This window comes from Brevibacillus sp. FIR094 (assembly GCF_050477165.1).
Lineage (GTDB): Bacteria > Bacillota > Bacilli > Brevibacillales > Brevibacillaceae > Brevibacillus.
On the sequence record NZ_JBEAES010000002.1, the window covers coordinates 219,280 to 238,571 of the forward strand.

Annotated in this window: 19 protein-coding genes; 2 read left to right on the top strand and 17 right to left on the bottom strand. The window is 47.8% G+C overall.

Going from position 1 to position 19,292, the window contains the following annotated elements:
* The first annotated feature begins 37 nt into the window (after window positions 1–37).
* Complete coding sequence (locus ACQ5DJ_RS02320) at window positions 38–412, top strand: hypothetical protein (protein ID WP_429841008.1); 375 nt, start codon at window positions 38–40, stop codon at window positions 410–412.
* Between the two features lie 605 nt (window positions 413–1,017).
* On the opposite strand, the gene spo0A is transcribed toward ACQ5DJ_RS02320, so the two are convergent.
* From spo0A to dxs, 7 genes are all read right to left on the bottom strand, one after another.
* Window positions 1,018–1,806, bottom strand: coding sequence for a sporulation transcription factor Spo0A (gene spo0A / locus ACQ5DJ_RS02325; RefSeq protein ID WP_007720793.1), 789 nt, complete (start codon window positions 1,804–1,806; stop codon window positions 1,018–1,020).
* A 258-nt stretch (window positions 1,807–2,064) separates the two neighbouring features.
* Window positions 2,065–3,399, bottom strand: a complete 1,335-nt coding sequence (spoIVB, locus tag ACQ5DJ_RS02330) for a SpoIVB peptidase (RefSeq protein WP_069844632.1) — start codon at window positions 3,397–3,399, stop codon at window positions 2,065–2,067.
* 241 nt (window positions 3,400–3,640) lie between these two features.
* The gene (gene recN / locus ACQ5DJ_RS02335) at window positions 3,641–5,365 is read right to left on the bottom strand and encodes a DNA repair protein RecN (protein WP_429841009.1); all 1,725 of its coding nucleotides are present in this window, start codon (window positions 5,363–5,365) and stop codon (window positions 3,641–3,643) included.
* Window positions 5,366–5,381: 16 nt separating this feature from the next.
* Window positions 5,382–5,831: a transcriptional regulator AhrC/ArgR gene (ahrC, locus tag ACQ5DJ_RS02340; protein ID WP_017248017.1), complete on the bottom strand. Its 450-nt coding sequence runs from the start codon at window positions 5,829–5,831 to the stop codon at window positions 5,382–5,384.
* Between the two features lie 5 nt (window positions 5,832–5,836).
* On the bottom strand, window positions 5,837–6,694 hold the full coding sequence (locus ACQ5DJ_RS02345) for an NAD(+)/NADH kinase (protein WP_429841010.1): 858 nt from the start codon (window positions 6,692–6,694) through the stop codon (window positions 5,837–5,839).
* A 128-nt stretch (window positions 6,695–6,822) separates the two neighbouring features.
* Window positions 6,823–7,641, bottom strand: a complete 819-nt coding sequence (locus ACQ5DJ_RS02350) for a TlyA family RNA methyltransferase (RefSeq protein WP_429841011.1) — start codon at window positions 7,639–7,641, stop codon at window positions 6,823–6,825.
* Window positions 7,638–9,524, bottom strand: coding sequence for a 1-deoxy-D-xylulose-5-phosphate synthase (dxs, locus tag ACQ5DJ_RS02355; RefSeq protein ID WP_429841012.1), 1,887 nt, complete (start codon window positions 9,522–9,524; stop codon window positions 7,638–7,640). The genes ACQ5DJ_RS02350 and dxs overlap by 4 nt, the downstream gene beginning before the upstream one ends.
* A 248-nt stretch (window positions 9,525–9,772) precedes the next feature.
* Here dxs and ACQ5DJ_RS02360 point away from each other — a divergent pair, with 248 nt between their 5' ends.
* Complete coding sequence (locus ACQ5DJ_RS02360; RefSeq protein WP_429841013.1) at window positions 9,773–11,467, top strand: M3 family oligoendopeptidase; 1,695 nt, start codon at window positions 9,773–9,775, stop codon at window positions 11,465–11,467.
* A 53-nt stretch (window positions 11,468–11,520) separates the two neighbouring features.
* Here ACQ5DJ_RS02360 and ACQ5DJ_RS02365 read toward each other — a convergent pair whose 3' ends face one another.
* The 10 genes from ACQ5DJ_RS02365 to accC all read right to left on the bottom strand — a co-directional run bounded on the left by ACQ5DJ_RS02365 (window position 11,521) and on the right by accC (window position 19,291).
* The gene (locus ACQ5DJ_RS02365) at window positions 11,521–12,423 is read right to left on the bottom strand and encodes a polyprenyl synthetase family protein (RefSeq protein ID WP_429841014.1); all 903 of its coding nucleotides are present in this window, start codon (window positions 12,421–12,423) and stop codon (window positions 11,521–11,523) included.
* Window positions 12,423–12,674: an exodeoxyribonuclease VII small subunit gene (gene xseB / locus ACQ5DJ_RS02370; RefSeq protein WP_144616196.1), complete on the bottom strand. Its 252-nt coding sequence runs from the start codon at window positions 12,672–12,674 to the stop codon at window positions 12,423–12,425. Before xseB ends, ACQ5DJ_RS02365 begins: the two co-directional genes overlap by 1 nt.
* On the bottom strand, window positions 12,643–14,025 hold the full coding sequence (xseA, locus tag ACQ5DJ_RS02375) for an exodeoxyribonuclease VII large subunit (RefSeq protein WP_429841015.1): 1,383 nt from the start codon (window positions 14,023–14,025) through the stop codon (window positions 12,643–12,645). The genes xseB and xseA overlap by 32 nt, the downstream gene beginning before the upstream one ends.
* A 113-nt stretch (window positions 14,026–14,138) precedes the next feature.
* A complete protein-coding gene (gene folD, locus ACQ5DJ_RS02380) occupies window positions 14,139–14,993 on the bottom strand; it encodes a bifunctional methylenetetrahydrofolate dehydrogenase/methenyltetrahydrofolate cyclohydrolase FolD (protein ID WP_429841016.1) in 855 nt (284 codons plus the stop codon).
* An 88-nt stretch (window positions 14,994–15,081) separates the two neighbouring features.
* Window positions 15,082–16,044, bottom strand: a complete 963-nt coding sequence (locus ACQ5DJ_RS02385; RefSeq protein WP_429841017.1) for an O-sialoglycoprotein endopeptidase — start codon at window positions 16,042–16,044, stop codon at window positions 15,082–15,084.
* A gap of 18 nt (window positions 16,045–16,062) precedes the next feature.
* Window positions 16,063–16,467, bottom strand: coding sequence for a transcription antitermination factor NusB (gene nusB / locus ACQ5DJ_RS02390; RefSeq protein ID WP_186380595.1), 405 nt, complete (start codon window positions 16,465–16,467; stop codon window positions 16,063–16,065).
* A 47-nt stretch (window positions 16,468–16,514) separates the two neighbouring features.
* Window positions 16,515–16,727 carry a DUF2273 domain-containing protein gene (locus ACQ5DJ_RS02395; RefSeq protein WP_429841112.1) on the bottom strand — a complete coding sequence of 71 codons (213 nt, stop codon included), beginning with the start codon at window positions 16,725–16,727 and terminating at the stop codon, window positions 16,515–16,517.
* A 12-nt stretch (window positions 16,728–16,739) separates the two neighbouring features.
* Entirely contained in the window at window positions 16,740–17,297 is a 558-nt protein-coding gene (amaP, locus tag ACQ5DJ_RS02400; protein ID WP_144616206.1) for an alkaline shock response membrane anchor protein AmaP, read from the bottom strand.
* A 151-nt stretch (window positions 17,298–17,448) separates the two neighbouring features.
* A complete protein-coding gene (locus ACQ5DJ_RS02405; RefSeq protein WP_017248004.1) occupies window positions 17,449–17,865 on the bottom strand; it encodes an Asp23/Gls24 family envelope stress response protein in 417 nt (138 codons plus the stop codon).
* A gap of 70 nt (window positions 17,866–17,935) precedes the next feature.
* Window positions 17,936–19,291: an acetyl-CoA carboxylase biotin carboxylase subunit gene (accC, locus tag ACQ5DJ_RS02410; protein WP_429841018.1), complete on the bottom strand. Its 1,356-nt coding sequence runs from the start codon at window positions 19,289–19,291 to the stop codon at window positions 17,936–17,938.
* Window position 19,292 lies beyond the last annotated feature (1 nt).

Consider the following 19,292-nt stretch of genomic DNA (forward strand, 5'->3'; position numbering starts at 1 on the left):
TTAATACTTGCACTAGCACTAATCCTTCCAGCCTGTAGTGAAACGGCAAACACACCTGAAGTACTGGCTACCTGCCTATGTATTAGCCATTGATCGATTTGACGAAGGTACTGGAATGTGGTTCGTTGCTTTGTCAACCGAGTCCAATGATGAAAAGGAATTACGTGCTCTCGTGGAAAATACTCGGACCTTAGCCAAAGACAAGAAAGAGGAAGTTAACTCTATTTCTGTGTCCATTATCAAACCAGATGGAGCAATTCCTCCCACTGTTACCGCATTTGGCAGAATCGCCTTGACGAGTAAAGGTATGGAACAAACCGGATTAAGTAGTACTTCCGAAATGGTCTTTGAATATAAAAATGATCCAGAAGCAAGTCCTAAGCAACCACCAGCTACAGAAACATCGAAGTAACCTCTGTGATTCTATTAAAAATTGTGTAATGATAATCAAAGCCAGGGTTAAAATACCTTGGCTTACTTCTTGCCCCGAGACAGGTCTAAGTTTAGCCAATTCATCAGGTTAATACTTGGAAAAGTTTATCGATTTGTTTCTTACTGGCGAATGACTCATCCATCGATAAAAAGGATAAGAGGGTAATCGCCTCTCTTTTCATCCTAGGATACACCTTCAGCAGAGTTGCAATGTAATGACCATTGGGAATGAGACAGGATAAATCAGACATGAAAGCTTGGTCCAGTGTATTTATCCCTTGATTTAATTGGTTGGATATTTTTGTTGAGTTTTTCATATCCATTCCTGAAACGTCGGCATAAAAAAGACAGGTTTCACAATCTATACCTGTATTGGCGATCTCTTTTCCTTCAATGGTTAGATACCTTTGACGAAAACCAGCCTACTTAAACTCAATAGGTGATGTTGAAGAACGAATCCGACTGAAATTGTTCTAAATTAATAAAATCTACGGACATTTGCACCATACAAAAAGACACTACCTATAGCTAGTGTCCTTTGTATTGGTTATTTTCTTATTAATTACTTTTTGCTACGCCTACACCCTAGCTAATCTTCGCCTCAATCCGCAGCTTGTCCGCCACCATCGCGATGAACTCACTGTTGGTCGGCTTCGCCTTGGTGTTGGAAATCGTATAACCAAACAAACTGGAGATGGAGTCCAAATTACCACGGGACCACGCTACTTCTATCGCATGGCGGATGGCACGTTCTACACGACTAGCGGTTGTATTGAATTTCTTGGCAATGTCCGGGTACAGGACTTTGGTAATCGAACCGAGCAGCTCGACATCGTTATATACCATTGTAATCGCTTCCCGCAAATACAAATATCCTTTGATATGAGCAGGAACTCCAATCTCATGAATGATGCTGGTGATGCTCGCGTCCAAATTACGTCCGCGGATTTGCAAGGTAGCTTGCGGTTTCACAGAAGAAACAAAAGACGAGGCAGGTTTGGTTGTAATGATTTGGCGGATGCGCTGTGCCAGCACCTCCATATCAAACGGTTTCAAAATGTAGTATGCTGCTCCCAGTTCTACTGCTTTCTTCGTAATTTCTTCCTGCCCGAAAGCAGTCAACATAATAATTTTAGGTTGAGGACTTAAGCGCATGGCCTGAATTTGCTCCAAAACAGCCAAGCCATCCAGATGTGGCATGATGATATCCAAAATTAATACATCGGGTACACGTTCCTGCAGCAGTCGGACTACCTCATTGCCGTTGTAAGCAACACCCACAACATTCATGTCATACTGGCTACTGATGTACTCTTCCAACAGATTTACAAATTCACGGTTATCATCTGCCAACAACACTTCAATCTTGCTCAAGGTCGTTCCTCCTAACAATGGACGGTCTTTTGGAAAGAAGGTGGCGTTCTAGAAGTTAACAAATCTAAAAGGATTAGTCCTTACCATCTTTTCTCTACAAAAATTATTCGACAAAGCAAATTCCATTCCTGCCAATGACGAAAGATTGAATGATATAACTGATATTTCGACAAAGAATCCATTCATTCCCAATCGATTCGTCAAAGGACTGCAAAAATCGAAAAGCCGCCTCGCTTCGTTCGCGTGACGGCACTTCATTCAAGCAGCTTTGGTTGTATTGGTTCGAGATTCGGCAGTACCCCGCACATTCACACCAGCATCCTGAAGCATCCACTCAATGTAGCAGCCATATCCCGAAGTAGGATCATTGACAAACACATGCGTGACAGCACCGACGATCTTGCCTTTTTGAATGATGGGGCTGCCGCTCATCCCCTGTACGATACCACCAGTCTTTTCCAAAAGGCGTTTGTCCGTGACTTTAATAATCATCCCTTTGGTTGCAGGAAAATGCTGCTTGACCACGTTTGCGATCTCAATATCGAACTCTTCTACCTTCTGGCCTTCCACGACAGTAAGAATTTTGGCTGGCCCTTCCTCTACCTGCTCAGCAAGAGCGATCGGTAACGGCTCCTGGTAATAGCTGCGTTTGGGCTCGTCCTTCATTTTGCCGAAAATGCCAAAAGGGGTATTTTTGGTTATATTTCCGAGAACTTCACTTTCATTGTAGAAACGTGCAAATTTCTCCCCTGGGTTGCCACTTTGTCCTTTTTCAATCGATGTGACACTTGCTTGCACGATCTGGCCATCTCCTACGACAATGGCTTGACCAGTATCAACGTCGGAAATGACGTGCCCTAATGCCCCGTACGCTTTGGAATTCGGATCATAAAAGGTCAGTGTCCCTACTCCTGCCGCTGAATCCCGAATATAGAGACCCATACGGTATTCACTGTCTTTTTTGTCTTTTGCCGGGTGCAAAGTGAGCGAAAGCTTTTCCTTGCCACGAACGACAAGCAATTGAACGGAATGATTCTTTTTCCCCGTTTCGTTAATCAATTTCTTTACGTCGTTCATGTCATTGATGTACATGTCGTTCATTTTGATAATCATGTCACCGACGTGTATACCTGCCTGTTCACCTGGAGAAAACTTGTTTTTACCATTGTCAACTAAATGATGACCGACAACCAAAACACCCGCTGTTTGCAGCTTCACCCCGATTGACTGTCCACCAGGGTACAACCGCAGATCTGGCAATACATTTACTTTTACAGCAGTCAGCGGAATGTTATGCCACTTCACCTGCAATTGGGCTTCCCCAGCCCTACGCGGTTCAACGGACATAGGCCTGCTCAAATCAACGGATACCTCACGCGCCTCTGTCCCGTTAACGTGCAAAATATCAGGATTGCTATTGATTAGCGTGCCCATTACCGGCACAGAGACCCGCAGTTGCTCAAGGGACCCTTCCATCAAACGCAATTCACGGGGAAAGGAGGACAGATCGCGGAACGGGGTGGAACTCACGACAAGCGCCGTGATGAGGAGAAGGAGACTTCCCATCCATTTTCTTTTGTTTTGTCGGATCACCAGTAATCACTCCTACCGTTCCCTACCTACACCTACAAAACAAAACGGTCAGGTCCGTTTTGATTGACCGCAAGCGGTCATGAGGGACACCTCCACCTTGTGTACCTTTAATGTTGCCACCAGCCAAGCGGATTATGTCAGGAAAATAACCCACTCTGAACATTAGAAAACCAAGCTTCACCAAGCCCACAGGAGGCCATTGCTGTACTCTAATTAACGAAAAAAAGACTGCCAACTTACATTAGCTGACAGTCTTTCGTTCACGGCCGAGAAGGATCATCTCGCGTGCATGTTCTTCTGTTTTCGCTGTTACCTCTGCCCCGCTTAGCATGCGAGCCAGCTCCGTTACTCGTTCATCATCAGACAACCGATGGACCCGCGTCTCCGTTTCATTCTCGCTCATTTCCTTTTTGATCAGAAAATGCGCGTCTGCCATGGATGCTACCTGGGGCAAGTGCGTAATGCACAGGACTTGGCGTTGCCCAGCGACTCGGGCGAGCTTTTCTGCTATCGCTTGAGCTGCTCTTCCACTGACACCTGTGTCGACTTCATCAAAAATAAGGGTCTCCACTTGATCCGTGCCCGCCAAAATCGTTTTAATGGCAAGCATGACACGAGATAACTCCCCGCCAGAAGCAATCTTCGCTAAAGGACGCAATGGCTCACCCGGGTTAGGTGAGATTAAAAACTCGATCTGATCCATTCCGTTTGCATCTACGAATCGCTTGATTCCGTCGATTTCTACCCCATCATCATCTGGCGTCTGCCTGACGTCGATGGCAAAACGAGCACGCTCCATGTGCAGTTCTTTTAGCTGCTGCTCGATTTCTTGTGCGAGTTGTCCTGCACATTCGGAACGAATGACCGACAACTCCAATGCCTCCACTGCCAAATCGGCTGCAAACTCCTGCAATTGCTTTTCCACCTGCTGTAGGCGGTCTTCGTAGTGATGCATGTCATCCAATTCATCCTGAATCGTGGCAGCGTACTCCAAAATATCGTCTACACTTTTGCCATACTTGCGTTTTAACGACTGGATTTGATCAAGACGACGCTCTACTTCTGCCAATTGCTCCGGTTCAAATTCCATTTGGTACGACAATTGACGAAGGTTATGTACCACATCTTCTATCTGGTAGTATGCCGATTGGACCATCTCCAAAATCGGAACGATCTGTTCTTCGTAGTTCACACCACGCTCAAGCTCTCCCATCGCATGCCCTAACCAATCCATGCCCTTTTGGTCACCATGCAATGCTCGGTATGCATCTTGAATCGTTGAATAAACTTTTTCAATGTTCATCCACTTTTTCCGCTGCTGCATGAGCTTCTCGTCTTCGCCAGGCGTGAGAGTTGCCGCCTCAATTTCATCCAGCTGATATTGCAATAGATCGATGCGTTGTACCAGCTCCCGATCATTACGTGCCATACGCTCCAGATCTTGCTTTGTTTTGCGGTAAGCAGCATACAGGGTACCGTACTCTTGCTTCGCAGATCCTAATGCGCCCTCCCCATATGCATCGAGCCAATTGATATGCTTGTCTGACTGCATCAGCATATGCGTATCGTGTTGTCCATGGACCGTAACCAGCCATGGCCCTAACTCACGCAGCATAGCGAGAGTTACGAGCTGGCCATTTATTCGAATGATACTCTTCCCTTGATTCGATATATCTCGGCGTACCACGAGCATTCCGTCTTGCTCAATCTGGACACCGACATTCTTACAAACGTCAAGTCCAGGATGACCAGGCGGCAATTCAAACAGTCCTTCCACTTCTGCACGCGGCTCTCCGTAACGGACAAAATCAGCCGAAGCCCGTCCTCCTAACAACAGTCCTAGCGCATCAATAATGATGGATTTACCGGCACCAGTCTCCCCTGTCAGGATATTTAGGCCTTTTTGGAAAGAGACCGTCACTGATTTGATGATGGCAAAATTTCGGATCGAGAGTTCTACTAGCATCGCAAGCGACCACCTTCTACAACATTTCCATTAAGCGTTTTGTCACTTCATTGGTATTTTCTTTGGAACGGCAAATAATCAGGATGGTGTTGTCGCCACTGATTGTCCCCATGATTTCTTCCCACGGAAGATTGTCAATCAGTTCAGCTACCGCATTCGCATGTCCCGAAAGTGTCTTCAGTACAATAAAATGATCAGCTTGGTCAATGCTAATAAAGGAATCCACAAGCATGCGTTTCAGCTTTTGCAGTGGATTGAATTTTTGTTCAGCAGGCATTGAATACTTATATCGTCCATCAGGGAGCGGCACTTTTACCAAGTGTAGTTCCTTGATGTCTCGGGATACAGTCGCTTGCGTTACGTTAAAGCCAGCAATCCGCAAGCGGTCCACCAGATCATCCTGTGTTTCCACCTCTTGATTGCTGATGATATCCCGAATTCGAATATGTCGTTGCCCTTTGTTCATATGGATTACTCCCATTCCCCTTGTAATTTCGTTCGTATTGCTTCGAAAAAGCCACCTTTTTTCCACTTAATCAGCGGAGTAACACACGGTGACTTTTTAATGTAAATCTGATCGCCGCCCTCGAGTCGATAACCAAACTGCCCGTCAATGGACAGTCCCATCTCTTGATGTATGGCATCCACTTCGACCCGGATCGTTTGATTGCCTGACAGTACCATTGGTCGGGCCGTCAAGGAATGCGGAGCCACTGGCGTCAGTAATAGCATGTCCACATTGGGCGCCACTATAGGACCGCCTGCAGAGAGTGAGTATGCCGTTGATCCTGTTGGCGTAGAGACAATGACACCATCTCCGCTGAACGTCGCGACGTATTCATCATCGAGAAAGACCGCACATTGAATGATTCGGCAAAATGACCCTTTTGCAATCCCTATATCATTCATGGCCGTGTATGTCCCCAATGTGGTTCCTTTTCGCACCAAACAAGCTTCCAACATCGCTCTCTTTTCAATGTCGTACTTTCCAGATAGGAGATTGTCAACAGCCTGAGGCAGATGCTCCGGTTCCGCTTCCGACAAAAAGCCCAACGTGCCTAAATTAATTCCAAAGATCGGGATCGAGTGTCCGGCAAGCTGGCGAGCAATTCTGAGTAGCGTGCCATCGCCCCCTAATACACAAACCAAATCTGCCTGCTTCCCCATCTCTTCTACAGATGTGCCAAGCTCTGGATGTCCTACATCTGATGCGACATGTTCATCCAGGAATACCTGTGCCCCTCTGTCCTCAAGTAAATACAGCAGTTCCCGTGCAACGATACGTGCTTCGGGTTTTCCTTTGTTCGCTATGATTCCAATTTTCTTCACGTGGTCCACCCCAAAACTGGTTGGTTGGAAATCCTTCTTGAACAACCTCATATACAAGTATACAACTTCACATGCATAAATAAAAAGCCTCGATTGTGACAAAACTCTCGAGGCTTTGGTTTTTTATCCTATTTCAAATTCGCATGAGCAGAGGCAACTACCTCTGTTACGCATTGCAGCCAAGCTTCCGAATCCATGCCGCCCTCACTTTTCTGGACATGCATAACAAATTCAATGTTTCCTTCTCCCCCTGTAATTGGAGAGTAGTCCAAGCCCTTTAGCGCGAAACCCAATCCACTGGCAAATTGACCGATGTCAGTCAGCACGCTCTCGTGTACTTCTGGATCACGGACGATTCCATTCTTTCCGACTCTATCCTTGCCGGCTTCAAATTGAGGCTTAACCAGCGCAACGACGTCACCGCCACCCGTCAGAAAACGGTACAACACGGGTAAAATCAATCGCAATGAAATAAACGATACGTCAATCGATGCCGAGTTTGGACGCTCATGTTCAAACGCTTCCGGGTCCATATGGCGGAAATTCGTCCGTTCCATGACGACCACTCGTTCATCCTGTCGCAAGCTCCACGCGAGCTGTCCGTACCCGACATCAATAGCGTATACACGTCGCGCACCGTTTTGTAGCGCACAATCAGTAAATCCGCCAGTGGAAGCCCCGATGTCCATCATGACACGATCCTTCATGTCGATTTCAAAGACACGCAATGCCTTTTCCAGCTTGAGGCCACCCCGACTCACATACGGGTGTACCTCGCCCTTCACCGTAATCGCAACATCCTCGGCAAATTTGGTTCCCGGCTTGTCACAGCGCTCGCCAGCTACTTGCACAAGACCTGCCATTACGGCTGCTTTTGCTTTTTCTCTGGTCTCATAATGGCCTCTTTCGACCAAGAGAACATCAACCCGTTCTTTTCTTACACTCATGCTTCCACTACGCCCTTCGAAATTGGCATCAAGGATCGGACACGAGCAGCAATATTATCAGCTGTGAGCCCTACCTCTTGCCGCTGTTCTTTCACACTTCCATGCTCAACAAAATAATCAGGTACGGCGACAACCTGTACATTCATGCCGTGATAGCCTGCACGATTGTAGCATTCAATGACAGCGCTGCCGAATCCACCCATTTCACAGCCCTCTTCGACCGTAATGATATCGTAGCCTTCCTTCGCCAGACGGAACAACAGCTCTTCGTCCAAAGGCTTGCAAAAACGCGCATTAACCAGCATCGGTTTGATTCCTTCTTCTTGAAGCTGATTGACAGCCGCCTCAGCAATTTCGAATACGTGACCGAACGACAGGATTGCCACGTGTTTGCCTTCGCGTACAATCTCCGCTTTTCCAATTGGCAGCACTTGCAGATCATCATCCATTTTAACGCCACGAGTCGGCAATCTCGGATAACGATAAGAGATCGGACCTTCTTTATATTCCACTGCTGTCTTCATCATGTGACGCAGCTCATTTTCATCCTTCGGTGCCATAATGACCATATTGGGAATGATACGCATAAATGCCACATCGTACATCCCTTGGTGTGTCTCCCCGTCTGCTCCGACGAGTCCAGCACGGTCAACGGCGAAAATCACATTGAGTTTTTGGCGTGCGACATCGTGGATCAACTGATCATAGGCTCTTTGCAAAAAAGTCGAATAAATCGCAAAGACTGGCTTCAAGCCTTGTGTCGCTAATCCTGCAGCAAATGTACATGCGTGCTGCTCTGCAATCCCAACATCAAACAGTCTGTCAGGGTACTTCTGTCCAAATGGGATCAAGCCTGAACCCGCTGGCATCGCAGGAGTAACAGCCACGATCGAATTGTCTTCATCTGCGAGCTTCATCATCGTATCCGCAAAAACAGACGTATACGTTGGTGCTGATTTCGGTGTATCACCTGACTCGATTTTATACGTACCGATACCATGCCATTTGACAGAGTCAGCTTCCGCTGGCGCATAGCCTAGTCCTTTTTTCGTGATGGCATGAATCAAAACAGGGCCTTTTGTATGCTTGGCCGTCTTCAATGTATCGAGTAACAGCTCCATATTATGTCCGTCGATTGGGCCAATATACGTAAAGCCGAGCTCTTCGAAGAGAACGCCAGATACGAGCAAGTATTTCATGCTGTCCTTGAAGCGTTCAGCCATGTGAGCCAATTTGCCCCCTACAGCCGGAATGGATTTCAACAATCCTTCGACTTCATCCTTCGCCCATTGATAGTTCTCCGTCGAGCGAATTTTCCCCAAGTAGTTGTGCAATGCCCCAACGTTTGGCGCGATGGACATTTCGTTATCATTTAATACAACGATGACATTCTTACGCTCATGACCGATGTGATTCAAGGCCTCCAGAGCCATACCACCTGTCAGTGCACCGTCTCCGATCACAGCAATCACATGGTTCTTTTCTTTTTTCAAATCCCGCGCAGTCGCCATCCCCATTGCTGCAGACAATGACGTACTGCTATGCCCGGTTTCCCAGACGTCATGCGGGCTTTCCACCATTTTCGGGAACCCACACAGACCTTTATACTGACGCAAGGTCGGAAACATTTCCCGGCGTCCTGTCAGCAGTTTATGTACGTATGCTTGATGTCCGACATCCCAGATCAGCTTGTCCTTGGGACTGTCAAAAACATAGTGCAGCGCTAGCGTCAACTCGACGACTCCCAGATTCGGCGCGAGATGGCCACCTGTTTTCGATAACGTCTCGATTAAAAACTGACGGATCTCGGATGCCAATGTATGTAGCTGCGGTTGCGTGCACTTTTTCAAGTCTTGAGGATCATTTATAGTAGTAAGCAGCACTGGTATTCCTCACTTTCCACTGTTCGTTCTCCGGCGATTGTGCATGCTGCATATCAATCAAGCCGCTAGAAAACCCGGCTTTCCTTATTGCTATAGCCGATTTCGCTTATTTTCAGCTTGATTCATTATAACGGTTTCTTAATAAAAACACCACTTTTCATCAACATATACGAATATGAAGGCGATCTCTTGCATTTTCTGGTAAGATAATTATGAATACATACTCCGAACAAAAGAGGTGGACGTCCGTGAAGTTCTCACAAATTCAGTATGAACGCATGGATATGGACAAAGTTGAAGGACAATTCAAGCAATTGTTGGAAGCGTTTCAACATGCTACAAGCTTCTCTGAGCAAGATACACTCATGGCTCAATTGAACAAACTGCGACAAGAAGTGGAATCAGCGCGGAATGTCGCACAAATTCGCCACACGATCAATACAGAAGATCCTTTCTACAAAGCCGAGCAGGACTATTGGGATGAAGCAACTCCTTTGTATACCGGAATCGTTTCCCGCTACTATCAGGCGATCGTCGATTCTTCCTTCCGCGCTGAATTGGAGGAAAAATGGGGAGCACAGCTTTTCCGCATCGCGGAGAGCACACTCCGTACATTTTCGCCAGAAGTCATTTCTGATTTGCAGGAAGAAAACCGTTTGGCCAGTCAATATCTCGCACTGAAAGCTTCTGCCAAAATCATGTTTGAAGGAGAAGAGCGAAACCTTTCAGAGATCGTTCCTTTTACAATCGCGAAAGATAGAGACATGCGCAAACGTGCTAATGAAGCGAAGTATGGTTTTATGCGGCAACATACGGACGAATTTGATCGCATTTACGATCAGCTCGTCAAGGTACGCACACGCATCGCCAAAAAACTCGGCTTCACTAGCTTTGTGGAGCTAGCCTATGCACGTATGAACCGTACCGATTACAACGCAGAAATGGTAGGCAGTTTCCGCCGGCAAGTGCTTGAGCACATCGTTCCAGTAGCGTCTAAGCTCGTCGAACGTCAGCGCCAGCGCATTGGTGTCGATACACTTGAGTATTACGATCTCTCCTTTGATTTCGCTACAGGGAATCCAAGCCCGAAAGGCCCGCCGGAATGGATTGTGGAAAACGGGAAAAAGATGTATGCCGAGTTGTCACCTGAAACGGACGAATTTTACAACTTCATGCTGGACAACGACTGTTTTGATTTATTGAGCAAAAAAGGGAAGGCTACAGGCGGCTACTGTGAATACATCAGCCAATACAGGCTCCCCTATATTTTCGCCAATTTTAATGGTACATCTGGTGATATCGACGTACTCACGCACGAGGCAGGACATGCGTTTCAGGTGTATGTAAGCCGAGATTTTGAGGTCCCTGAATATCATTTCCCAACCTATGAGGCCTGTGAAATCCATTCGATGAGCATGGAGTTTTTGACCTGGCCATGGATGGAGCATTTTTTCAAAGAAGATACCGACAAATACAAGTTCTCTCATTTGAGTGGCGGACTCCAGTTCATTCCGTATGGGGTGTCTGTTGATGAGTTCCAGCATGTTATCTACGAGAACCCAGATATGACCCCGACAGAGCGCAAACGGGCTTGGCGTGAAATTGAGCGCAAGTACCTCCCGCATCGCAATTACTCACAGAATGAGTATCTGGAGGAGGGCGGTTTCTGGCAGCAACAAGCGCATATTTTTCATAGCCCCTTCTATTACATCGACTACACATTGGCACAGATTTGCGCGTTCCAATTTTGGAAACGGTCTCAATCTGAGCCGAAGCAGGCTTGGGAGGATTATTTGACGCTTTGCCGTGAAGGCGGAAGCAAATCGTTCCTCGAGTTGGTACAAGTGGCGAAGCTGTATTCTCCCTTTGAGGACGACAGTATACCATCAGTGATTGGCGAGATTGAACAATTTTTAAATAGCATTGACGATAAAAGCTTGTAATACGTAGGTATACAAAAAAGCTGGCATTTCCCGTATGGGTTGCCAGCTTTCACTTATTTATTACGATCACGAACGTAGTCGGCCAAAGGGCTGAGTGCAGAGTTCTCAATTCCCGCATCTGCAAGTGCTGCTTTTGCCTCCGCAATCAATTCGTCAAGACGCGTCTTCGATTCTGCTAGACCAAGAAGCGATGGGTACGTCGCCTTTTCCCGATCCGCATCGCTGCCAACTGCTTTCCCCAGCTCTTGGGCATCTCCTTCCACATTCAAGATGTCATCCTGAATTTGAAAAGCAAGACCAATGCAAACGCCATAGCGTGTCAATGCTTCCATTTGTCCTTCGGATGCTTCTGCGAGGTAGCCTCCCCCGCGCAAGGCTGCGATCAAGAGATCACCCGTTTTGTGACGATGGATAAATTCGAGCTGCTCCAGGTTAAGACGCTTGCTCTCCCCTTCGATATCAGCCATTTGTCCGCCGACCATGCCAGTTGCTCCTGCACGTTTTCCCAGCTCCGCAATCAGTTTTACGGTAGTAGCCGCTGAAACATCAGCTCGATCCATGTAAGCTTCTGCAATGTATGCGAATGCTCTCGTCAACAAGGCATCTCCTGCGAGAATGGCTGTTGCTTCACCGAATACTTTGTGATTGGTCGGTTTTCCGCGACGAAGATCATCGTCGTCCATAGCAGGGAGGTCATCATGAATCAAGGAGTACGTATGTATCATTTCCAAGGCAGCCGCAAATGCCACACCCCGTTCAATCGGCTTGTCCAATGCTTCGAGGACCGCCAATACCAGCATGGGACGCAGCCTCTTTCCGCCTGCCATGAGCGAATACTTCATGGATTCGTACAAGTTTTCCGGGACTCCTTGCTGCTCAAGGGCGGGCAGGAGTTTTTGTTCTATATAGGCGGTCTTCTCCACCAAATAACTCTCGAATGTATGCACGCCGATCATTATTCTCCTTCCACGCGAAAAGCCTTCTGCTTTACCTGCCCGTCTTCTTCTACCAACTGGGTAATCTTCGCTTCGATTGCATCCAGCTTTTGACCGCAAATTCTGGAAAGAGTTACTCCTTCCTGATATAACGAAATCGCTTCTTCGAGGGGAATATCTCCTTCCTCGAGTCGATTGACGACTTCTTCCAGACGCTTCATCGCGTCTTCAAACTGCATATCAGTCTCTTGTTCTGTTTTCTTGCGAGCCACTCTTCTTCTCCTCCTCCCGGTTCACTTTTTCTACACGCGCAGTCGCACTGCCATCACTTAATCGTACCATGATCTCATCGCCCGGAGCAAACTGTTCCACCGATTTTATGAGTCTGTCATTCGTGTATACGAGTGAGAAACCACGCTGCATGACCTTCAGCGGACTCAGTGCTTCCAATGTAGCTACACGAGCTGCGAATGCCATTCTTTTTTGGTTGAGACGGCCGAGCATTCGTTCGTCCAGGGTGGCGCGGAGTTTAGACAGATTTTTTCTTTTATCCCCAACTTGATCGGCAAGACGATAGCGCTTGATCTGTTCGTCTAATCGCGTATAGCGCTCGCGTCTTCTTTCCAGCAAATGCTTCATCGATTGACGCATCCGCAAATGTGCCCGATCCAATCGTTCAGAGGCTTCCTCCAATCTTCGCTCCGGTTGGCGCATCGCATACGAATTGCTCAAGCGTGTCAAACGGTTCCTCTGCTCTGTCATGGTACCACGTACTGCTCGATGCATCCGTATTTCGAGCTGCCGCACTCTCTCGACCCATTCCAAATAATGCGGTACAGCCAATTCAGCTGCCGCTGTAGGCGTAGCTGCACGGACATCTGCAACGAAGTCGGCGATCGTCACATCCGTCTCGTGTCCAACAGCGGAGATGACAGGGATGAGTGATGCAGCAATTGCCCTCGCTACGTTTTCATCATTAAACGCCCACAGCTCCTCGATGGAACCACCACCTCGCCCTACGATGAGAACATCAATATCAGGCTGGTCGTTCATAATCCGAATAGCGGAGACAATCGATGCAGGTGCTTCCGTACCTTGGACAACGGCTGGTGAAAGTACGATCTCTGCTTGCGGATACCGTCTGCGAATCGTCGTGCAAATATCTCGAATGGCTGCTCCTGTCGGAGAAGTGACGACACCGACACGTTTGGGAAAACGCGGAAGCATCCGTTTCCTCTCCGCTGCAAACAACCCTTCTTGAGCCAATTTTTCTTTCAGCTGCTCAAATGCTAGATAAAGCGAGCCAAGACCATCTGGCTGCATCTCTTTGGCGTACAGCTGATACGCGCCGTCCCGTTCGTATGCAGAAATAGACCCGCGTACGATCGCTTTTGCTCCATCTTTGGGCAAGAAACGCAGGAAGCGGTTATGACTCGCAAACATGACGACTTTGATGCGGGACTGCTTGTCCTTGAGCGTGAAATACATATGACCGCTGGAATGGTGGGTAAAATTGGAGATTTCCCCTCTCACCCATATATCTTGAAGGTGGGGTTCCTGTTCCAGCACCAGCTTAATATAACGATTGAGATCACTCACTGATAAGATATCTTGTAATGCCATGCGGCCCCTCCTTTACAAAAAACTTGGCTTTGCCGTGCATATAACAAGGACTATGCAAAAGAATGGATAAAGCTTATGCCTTATCCATTCTATAATAAGTTGCCGATTTTCTTCTATTGTTTTGCTTGCTTTTTCGCTGCCGCAACGGTATTTTTCAGCAGCATCGTAATTGTCATCGGGCCAACACCACCCGGAACTGGGGTCAAAAAGCTAGCCACTTCTTTGACCTCGTCGAACTTGACATCTCCAACCAGCTTACCCGTTTCGATGCGGTTCACACCAACGTCAATAACGACAGCGCCCGGTTTGACATGCTCCTTGCCGATCATATGAGCCCTACCGGTTGCAACGACGAGAATGTCTGCCTTTTGGGTGTAGTCCTCGAGATTTTGCGTGCGAGAATGACACATGGTTACCGTAGCATTTTCCTGTTGCAGTAGCAATGAGACCGGCTTACCAACGATGTTGCTACGTCCGATCACTACTGCATGTTTGCCTGCCATAGGGGTACCTGTGCGCTTGATCAATTCAATAATCCCGTGTGGTGTGCAAGGAAGCAGCGTATCATTTCCCAATACCATGTTTCCTACGCTAATCGGATGGAAACCATCCACATCTTTTTCAGGAGCAATGGCTTCAATTACCGCATGCTCTGAAATATGACCGGGAAGAGGAAGCTGAACCAAAATCCCATTAACGTTCGGATTTTCGTTCAACTGTTGAATGATAATCAACAACTCTTCCTCTGTGATGTCAGCGTCCTTCATGATGATCTCGGATGAAATACCGACTTCCTCGCAGCCTTTTGCTTTACCACGCACATAGGAGTGTGAAGCCGGGTCGTCTCCAACAATGACAACGGTCAAACCCGGTACGATCCCTTGTTTTTTCAATTCAGCTACTTCGTGCGCCAATTCGGCCCGAATACTCTGTGCTACTTCTTTTCCCTGGAGAATGGTTGCAGCCATGGAGAAATTGCCTCCTTTATCAACGTCGATACGTTAAGTGTACCGATTTCCCCCTCAGCTGTAAAGCCGAATTATAAAAAGTTTTCATTTATTTAATGTTCGTCTTTTGCTTCATCCACCCCAACATAGCGACTCCATAGGCATTATCACCGGAGTAAACGGGGTCACAGAAGTACAGCTTCGCCTTCACAGCAGGGTGTTGCAGGCGTTTGATCAGCCGCTCACGTATGTAATAATTAGCAGCTACTCCACCAACAATCAAGATATCCTTCGGGTAGCCTTGCTCTACAGCATGGCGCAATGACTTCTCTAGTGTATTGGCAATACATTGCTCTGTCGCCCGAGCAATCTCAGCAGGGCTCGTACTTCCCTTCTCCACTTCACGCAAAAGCGAAGCTTCTGGACCAGAAAAGCTAAAGGAAAGCCCATCAACCGCCGAAGAAATCCGAAACGCACCTGTTGAGTCCTTGGCTAACTGCTCCAACGCGGGACCTGCAGGAAAGGACAGACCGAGTGCCACACCAATCCGATCAACCAGCTGCCCAGCGTGCAGATCAATCGTTCCACCGATTTTCTCAATGGCATAACCGGCTGCATGACGCTCGCACAACAACAACTCACTGGTGCCCCCAGACAAATGTACGGCCAAAAAGCGATCGTCTGTCGGACGTACCTCAGCAGTATATTCCCCCGCCGCGATATGCCCCTCTTGATGAGTGGTCAAGTGGAGGGGAACGCGCAAATACGTCGCCAACGATTTCGCCAAGCCCTCTCCTACCTTAAATACAGGCATGTACGATCCGTCTTGCGGACGCGGCTTCTCGCTCACGCAAATCGCTGCAATCTCGTAATCCTTCCACTTCATCTCTTCACTTAATTCCGGCAGGTTCATCACATGCTGAAAGACGGCTTCGGATTGTTGCAGTCCGCGCTTGCCCTCCTTTACTTTCAGAAGGCGTTTTGCTTCTGCGACAATTCGGCCGTCTTCCTCTGCCAAGCACAGTGATGTCCGGTAATTGCTCGTGTCGATGCCCAACATTACCTTACTCATGCTTGTATCTCCTACCTATTACGCCTGCTTGGTTTCACGCGATTGCAAGAAGCTAGACAACACACCGTTAATGTATCGGTGGGACTGCTCGTCGCTAAAGAGCTTCGCGATCTCAATCGCTTCGTTCATCACGACTTTGTCAGGAGTGCCTTGCTCGAACATGATCTCGTAAAAAGCCAGACGAAGAATAGCGCGATCTACATTGGCGATGCGTTCCAATTGCCATCCACGCAGATACTTCTTGATTTCTGCATCAATCTCAGTCAAGTTATTCAATACACCGTCGAGGAGATAACGCAAGTACTGCGCATTTTCCTCGGATTCTTCCATGACGAGGGCGACCGCATCCGTTAGCGGAACCTCTGCCATATCGATTTGGAAAAGACATTGAACTGCTTTTTCTCGTGCTGTTCTTCGTTTCATACCATTCATTCACCTACTAATTAGATTGAGCTCGGACCTTCTTTATGTCACCGAAACTTACCTGGTAAAATCTTGTCGAGTATCTCACGCAAGTCTTCTTTATGATCAAGCTTGCGACCAATGTAATAACCGGTCCCGACAATCACAACAAAAACCAGTGTATCCCAAAATCCCACGAGAAGGTAGATGATGCCGAAAAAAAACCCGGCCAAAACCCCCATTAGCTTCCCCTTGTGTTCCCACATTAACTCCCTTAGCATGGACTTCACCTTCTATTCCACCCGTTTACGAGCCGCGTAGTTTTCCTGCTGAGCTACTTCCGTCACGACAATGACCACCTCGGAAATGACAACACCAGCAATCCCTTCGACTTGCTCCTTCACGTCAGCCTGTAGCTTCTGTGTCAGTTCAGGCAATGGCGTTTCGCCATCTACTGAAACACGCAGGGTGATAATATTGCCGCTCTCGAGTGCTTTGACTGTCGTTTTCATATCGCGCACTCCTTTAACACGGCGGGCTGCACGCTCTGCAATGGTCTGGATTGTCTGGATCGTAATGTTGACCTCACCCAAATCACTGCGCTGACGGATTCCCCGTTCTACTTTAGGCTTGTTAGAGCGGAAAGAACTGAAAAAGAAGCGAAGGCTGACTACGAGGAAAATAATCGCGACAACGAGATAGGTGATGTTCGTACCCGCCAGCATCTGATCCACGTACGGGCGGAAAAAATCTGGATGAATCAATCCGCTGGTCGCTGCAATCGCGATGCAGGACAAAACAATGAGCGCAAAGCTATAAATCGTCAAGATAAAGCGGTCAAACAAGTTCACAAGCACCTCTCCTTTCAGCCATGTTTGAAAAAGGAGACAAACACGGCACGCTCCGAAAAACTCCATGAATTTACGCTAAAAGCCTAACAAAATCACGTTTTCAAATGAGGAAAATGCCCCCTGTTCGTAGGGGGCATCCATCCGCTGCTTGTTAGCGCACGCGCTGGTGTTCTTCAACCGGTACTGGCGCCGGTGCTTTTTCTTCAGCTTTCAACTCAACATCAACGATATGTACGTTTACTTCTACTACGGAAAGACCTGTCATGCTCTCGATCCCATTGCGTACACTATCTTGAATATTTCGAGCGACTTCCGGGATGCGATGTCCGTATTTGACAATAATGGACACATCAACCGCTGCTTCTTTGGAGCCAACCTCCACACGAACGCCACGAGCTATATTTTTACGGCCTAAACGTTCAGCTATTTCTCCTACGAAACCGCCGCTCATTTGTGCTACGCCTTCTACTTCGGACGCAGCCATGCCGGCAATCACTTCCAACACTTCGGGAGCGATCTGGACCTTACCAAGTTCTGTTCTATCTAAATCTGGAGTAAACTCTTCCATGCTTCGCACCTCCCTTTAGATTTGTATTTCATTATACCAAGCACACCGTATTTTTACAAATCAGCCCTACTTACTCTTCATCAAGGTTCAAGTCGTAGGTTTCCAAGAATTTCGTATCGAAATTGCCGCTGACAAATACTTCATGCTCCAATACCTTCAAATGGAATGGAATCGTTGTCGTAATACCTTCTACGACGAATTCGCTCAAGGCACGCTTCATACGGTCAATCGCTTCGTTACGATCCTTGCCCCACACAATCAGCTTGGCGATCATAGAGTCGTAGTATGGAGGAATGGAATATCCCGCATACGCTGCACTGTCTACGCGCACACCAAAGCCGCCTGGCGCCAAATATTCTGTGATACGACCTGGCGAAGGCATGAAGTTTTTCGCAGGATTCTCAGCATTAATGCGGCATTCAATAGACCAGCCATCCATTTGGATATCCTCTTGTGTAAAGGACAATGGTTGGCCTGCCGCTACGGTCAGCTGCTCCTTGATCAGGTCAAATCCAGTCACCAGCTCGGTTACAGGATGTTCTACCTGAATACGCGTATTCATTTCCATGAAGTAGAACTGTCCGTGTTTGTCCAGCAAAAACTCGACAGTGCCTGCACCGTGATAGGAAACGGCTTTTGCCGCCGCAACAGCAGCTTCACCCATTTGTCGGCGCAGCTCTTCACTCAATGCTGGAGATGGCGCTTCCTCGATCAGCTTTTGGTGACGACGTTGGATGGAGCAGTCGCGCTCACCCAGGAATACGGCATTGCCATGCTTGTCTGCCATGATTTGAATTTCCACATGTCGTGGGCCTTCTACGAACTTCTCCAAGTAAACCCCTGAATTGCCAAAAGCCGTTTTCGCCTCGTTTTGCGCCTGACGGATCGCTTTTTCCAAATCTTCGTCGTCAACGGCTACGCGCATTCCGCGTCCGCCGCCACCCGCTGTCGCTTTGACCATGACAGGATAACCAATCTCGTTTGCGGTGACTACAGCGTCAGCCACATCTTCAATCAGTCCTTCCGTACCTGGTACAGTAGGTACACCTGCCGTTTTCATCGTATCCTTAGCTGTGGACTTGTCCCCCATCTTCACAATTGCTTCTGGGTCTGGACCGATAAAGGTAATGTTGCAGGCGGTACAAATCTCGGCAAAGTCTGCGTTTTCTGCCAAGAAACCATAACCAGGGTGGATGGCGTCTGCCCCTACCTTGGTCGCTACACTCATGATGTTTGCTATATTCAAATAGCTTTCCTTGGATGCCTTTGGACCAATACAGTAGGCTTCGTCGGCCAGCTTCACATGAAGCGCTTCACGATCCGCTTCGGAGTAGACGGCGACCGTACGAATGCCCAACTCGCGGCATGCCCGGATAATACGCACGGCAATCTCCCCGCGATTGGCAATCAATACTTTTTGAAACATT

Excerpts from the sequence above, each read along its gene's own strand:
- accC (WP_429841018.1), bottom strand. The coding sequence starts at position 19,291 with ATGTTTCAAAAAGTATTGATTGCCAATCGCGGGGAGATTGCCGTGCGT.
- ACQ5DJ_RS02385 (WP_429841017.1), bottom strand. The coding sequence starts at position 16,044 with ATGAGTAAGGTAATGTTGGGCATCGACACGAGCAATTACCGGACATCA.
- ACQ5DJ_RS02395 (WP_429841112.1), bottom strand. The coding sequence starts at position 16,727 with ATGCTAAGGGAGTTAATGTGGGAACACAAGGGGAAGCTAATGGGGGTT.
- recN (WP_429841009.1), bottom strand. The coding sequence starts at position 5,365 with ATGCTAGTAGAACTCTCGATCCGAAATTTTGCCATCATCAAATCAGTG.
- ACQ5DJ_RS02405 (WP_017248004.1), bottom strand. The coding sequence starts at position 17,865 with ATGGAAGAGTTTACTCCAGATTTAGATAGAACAGAACTTGGTAAGGTC.
- xseA (WP_429841015.1), bottom strand. The coding sequence starts at position 14,025 with ATGGCATTACAAGATATCTTATCAGTGAGTGATCTCAATCGTTATATT.
- ACQ5DJ_RS02365 (WP_429841014.1), bottom strand. The coding sequence starts at position 12,423 with ATGATCGGCGTGCATACATTCGAGAGTTATTTGGTGGAGAAGACCGCC.
- nusB (WP_186380595.1), bottom strand. The coding sequence starts at position 16,467 with ATGAAACGAAGAACAGCACGAGAAAAAGCAGTTCAATGTCTTTTCCAA.
- ACQ5DJ_RS02350 (WP_429841011.1), bottom strand. The coding sequence starts at position 7,641 with ATGAGTGTAAGAAAAGAACGGGTTGATGTTCTCTTGGTCGAAAGAGGC.
- folD (WP_429841016.1), bottom strand. The coding sequence starts at position 14,993 with ATGGCTGCAACCATTCTCCAGGGAAAAGAAGTAGCACAGAGTATTCGG.
- ahrC (WP_017248017.1), bottom strand. The coding sequence starts at position 5,831 with ATGAACAAAGGGCAACGACATATTCGAATTCGGGATATCATCAGCAAT.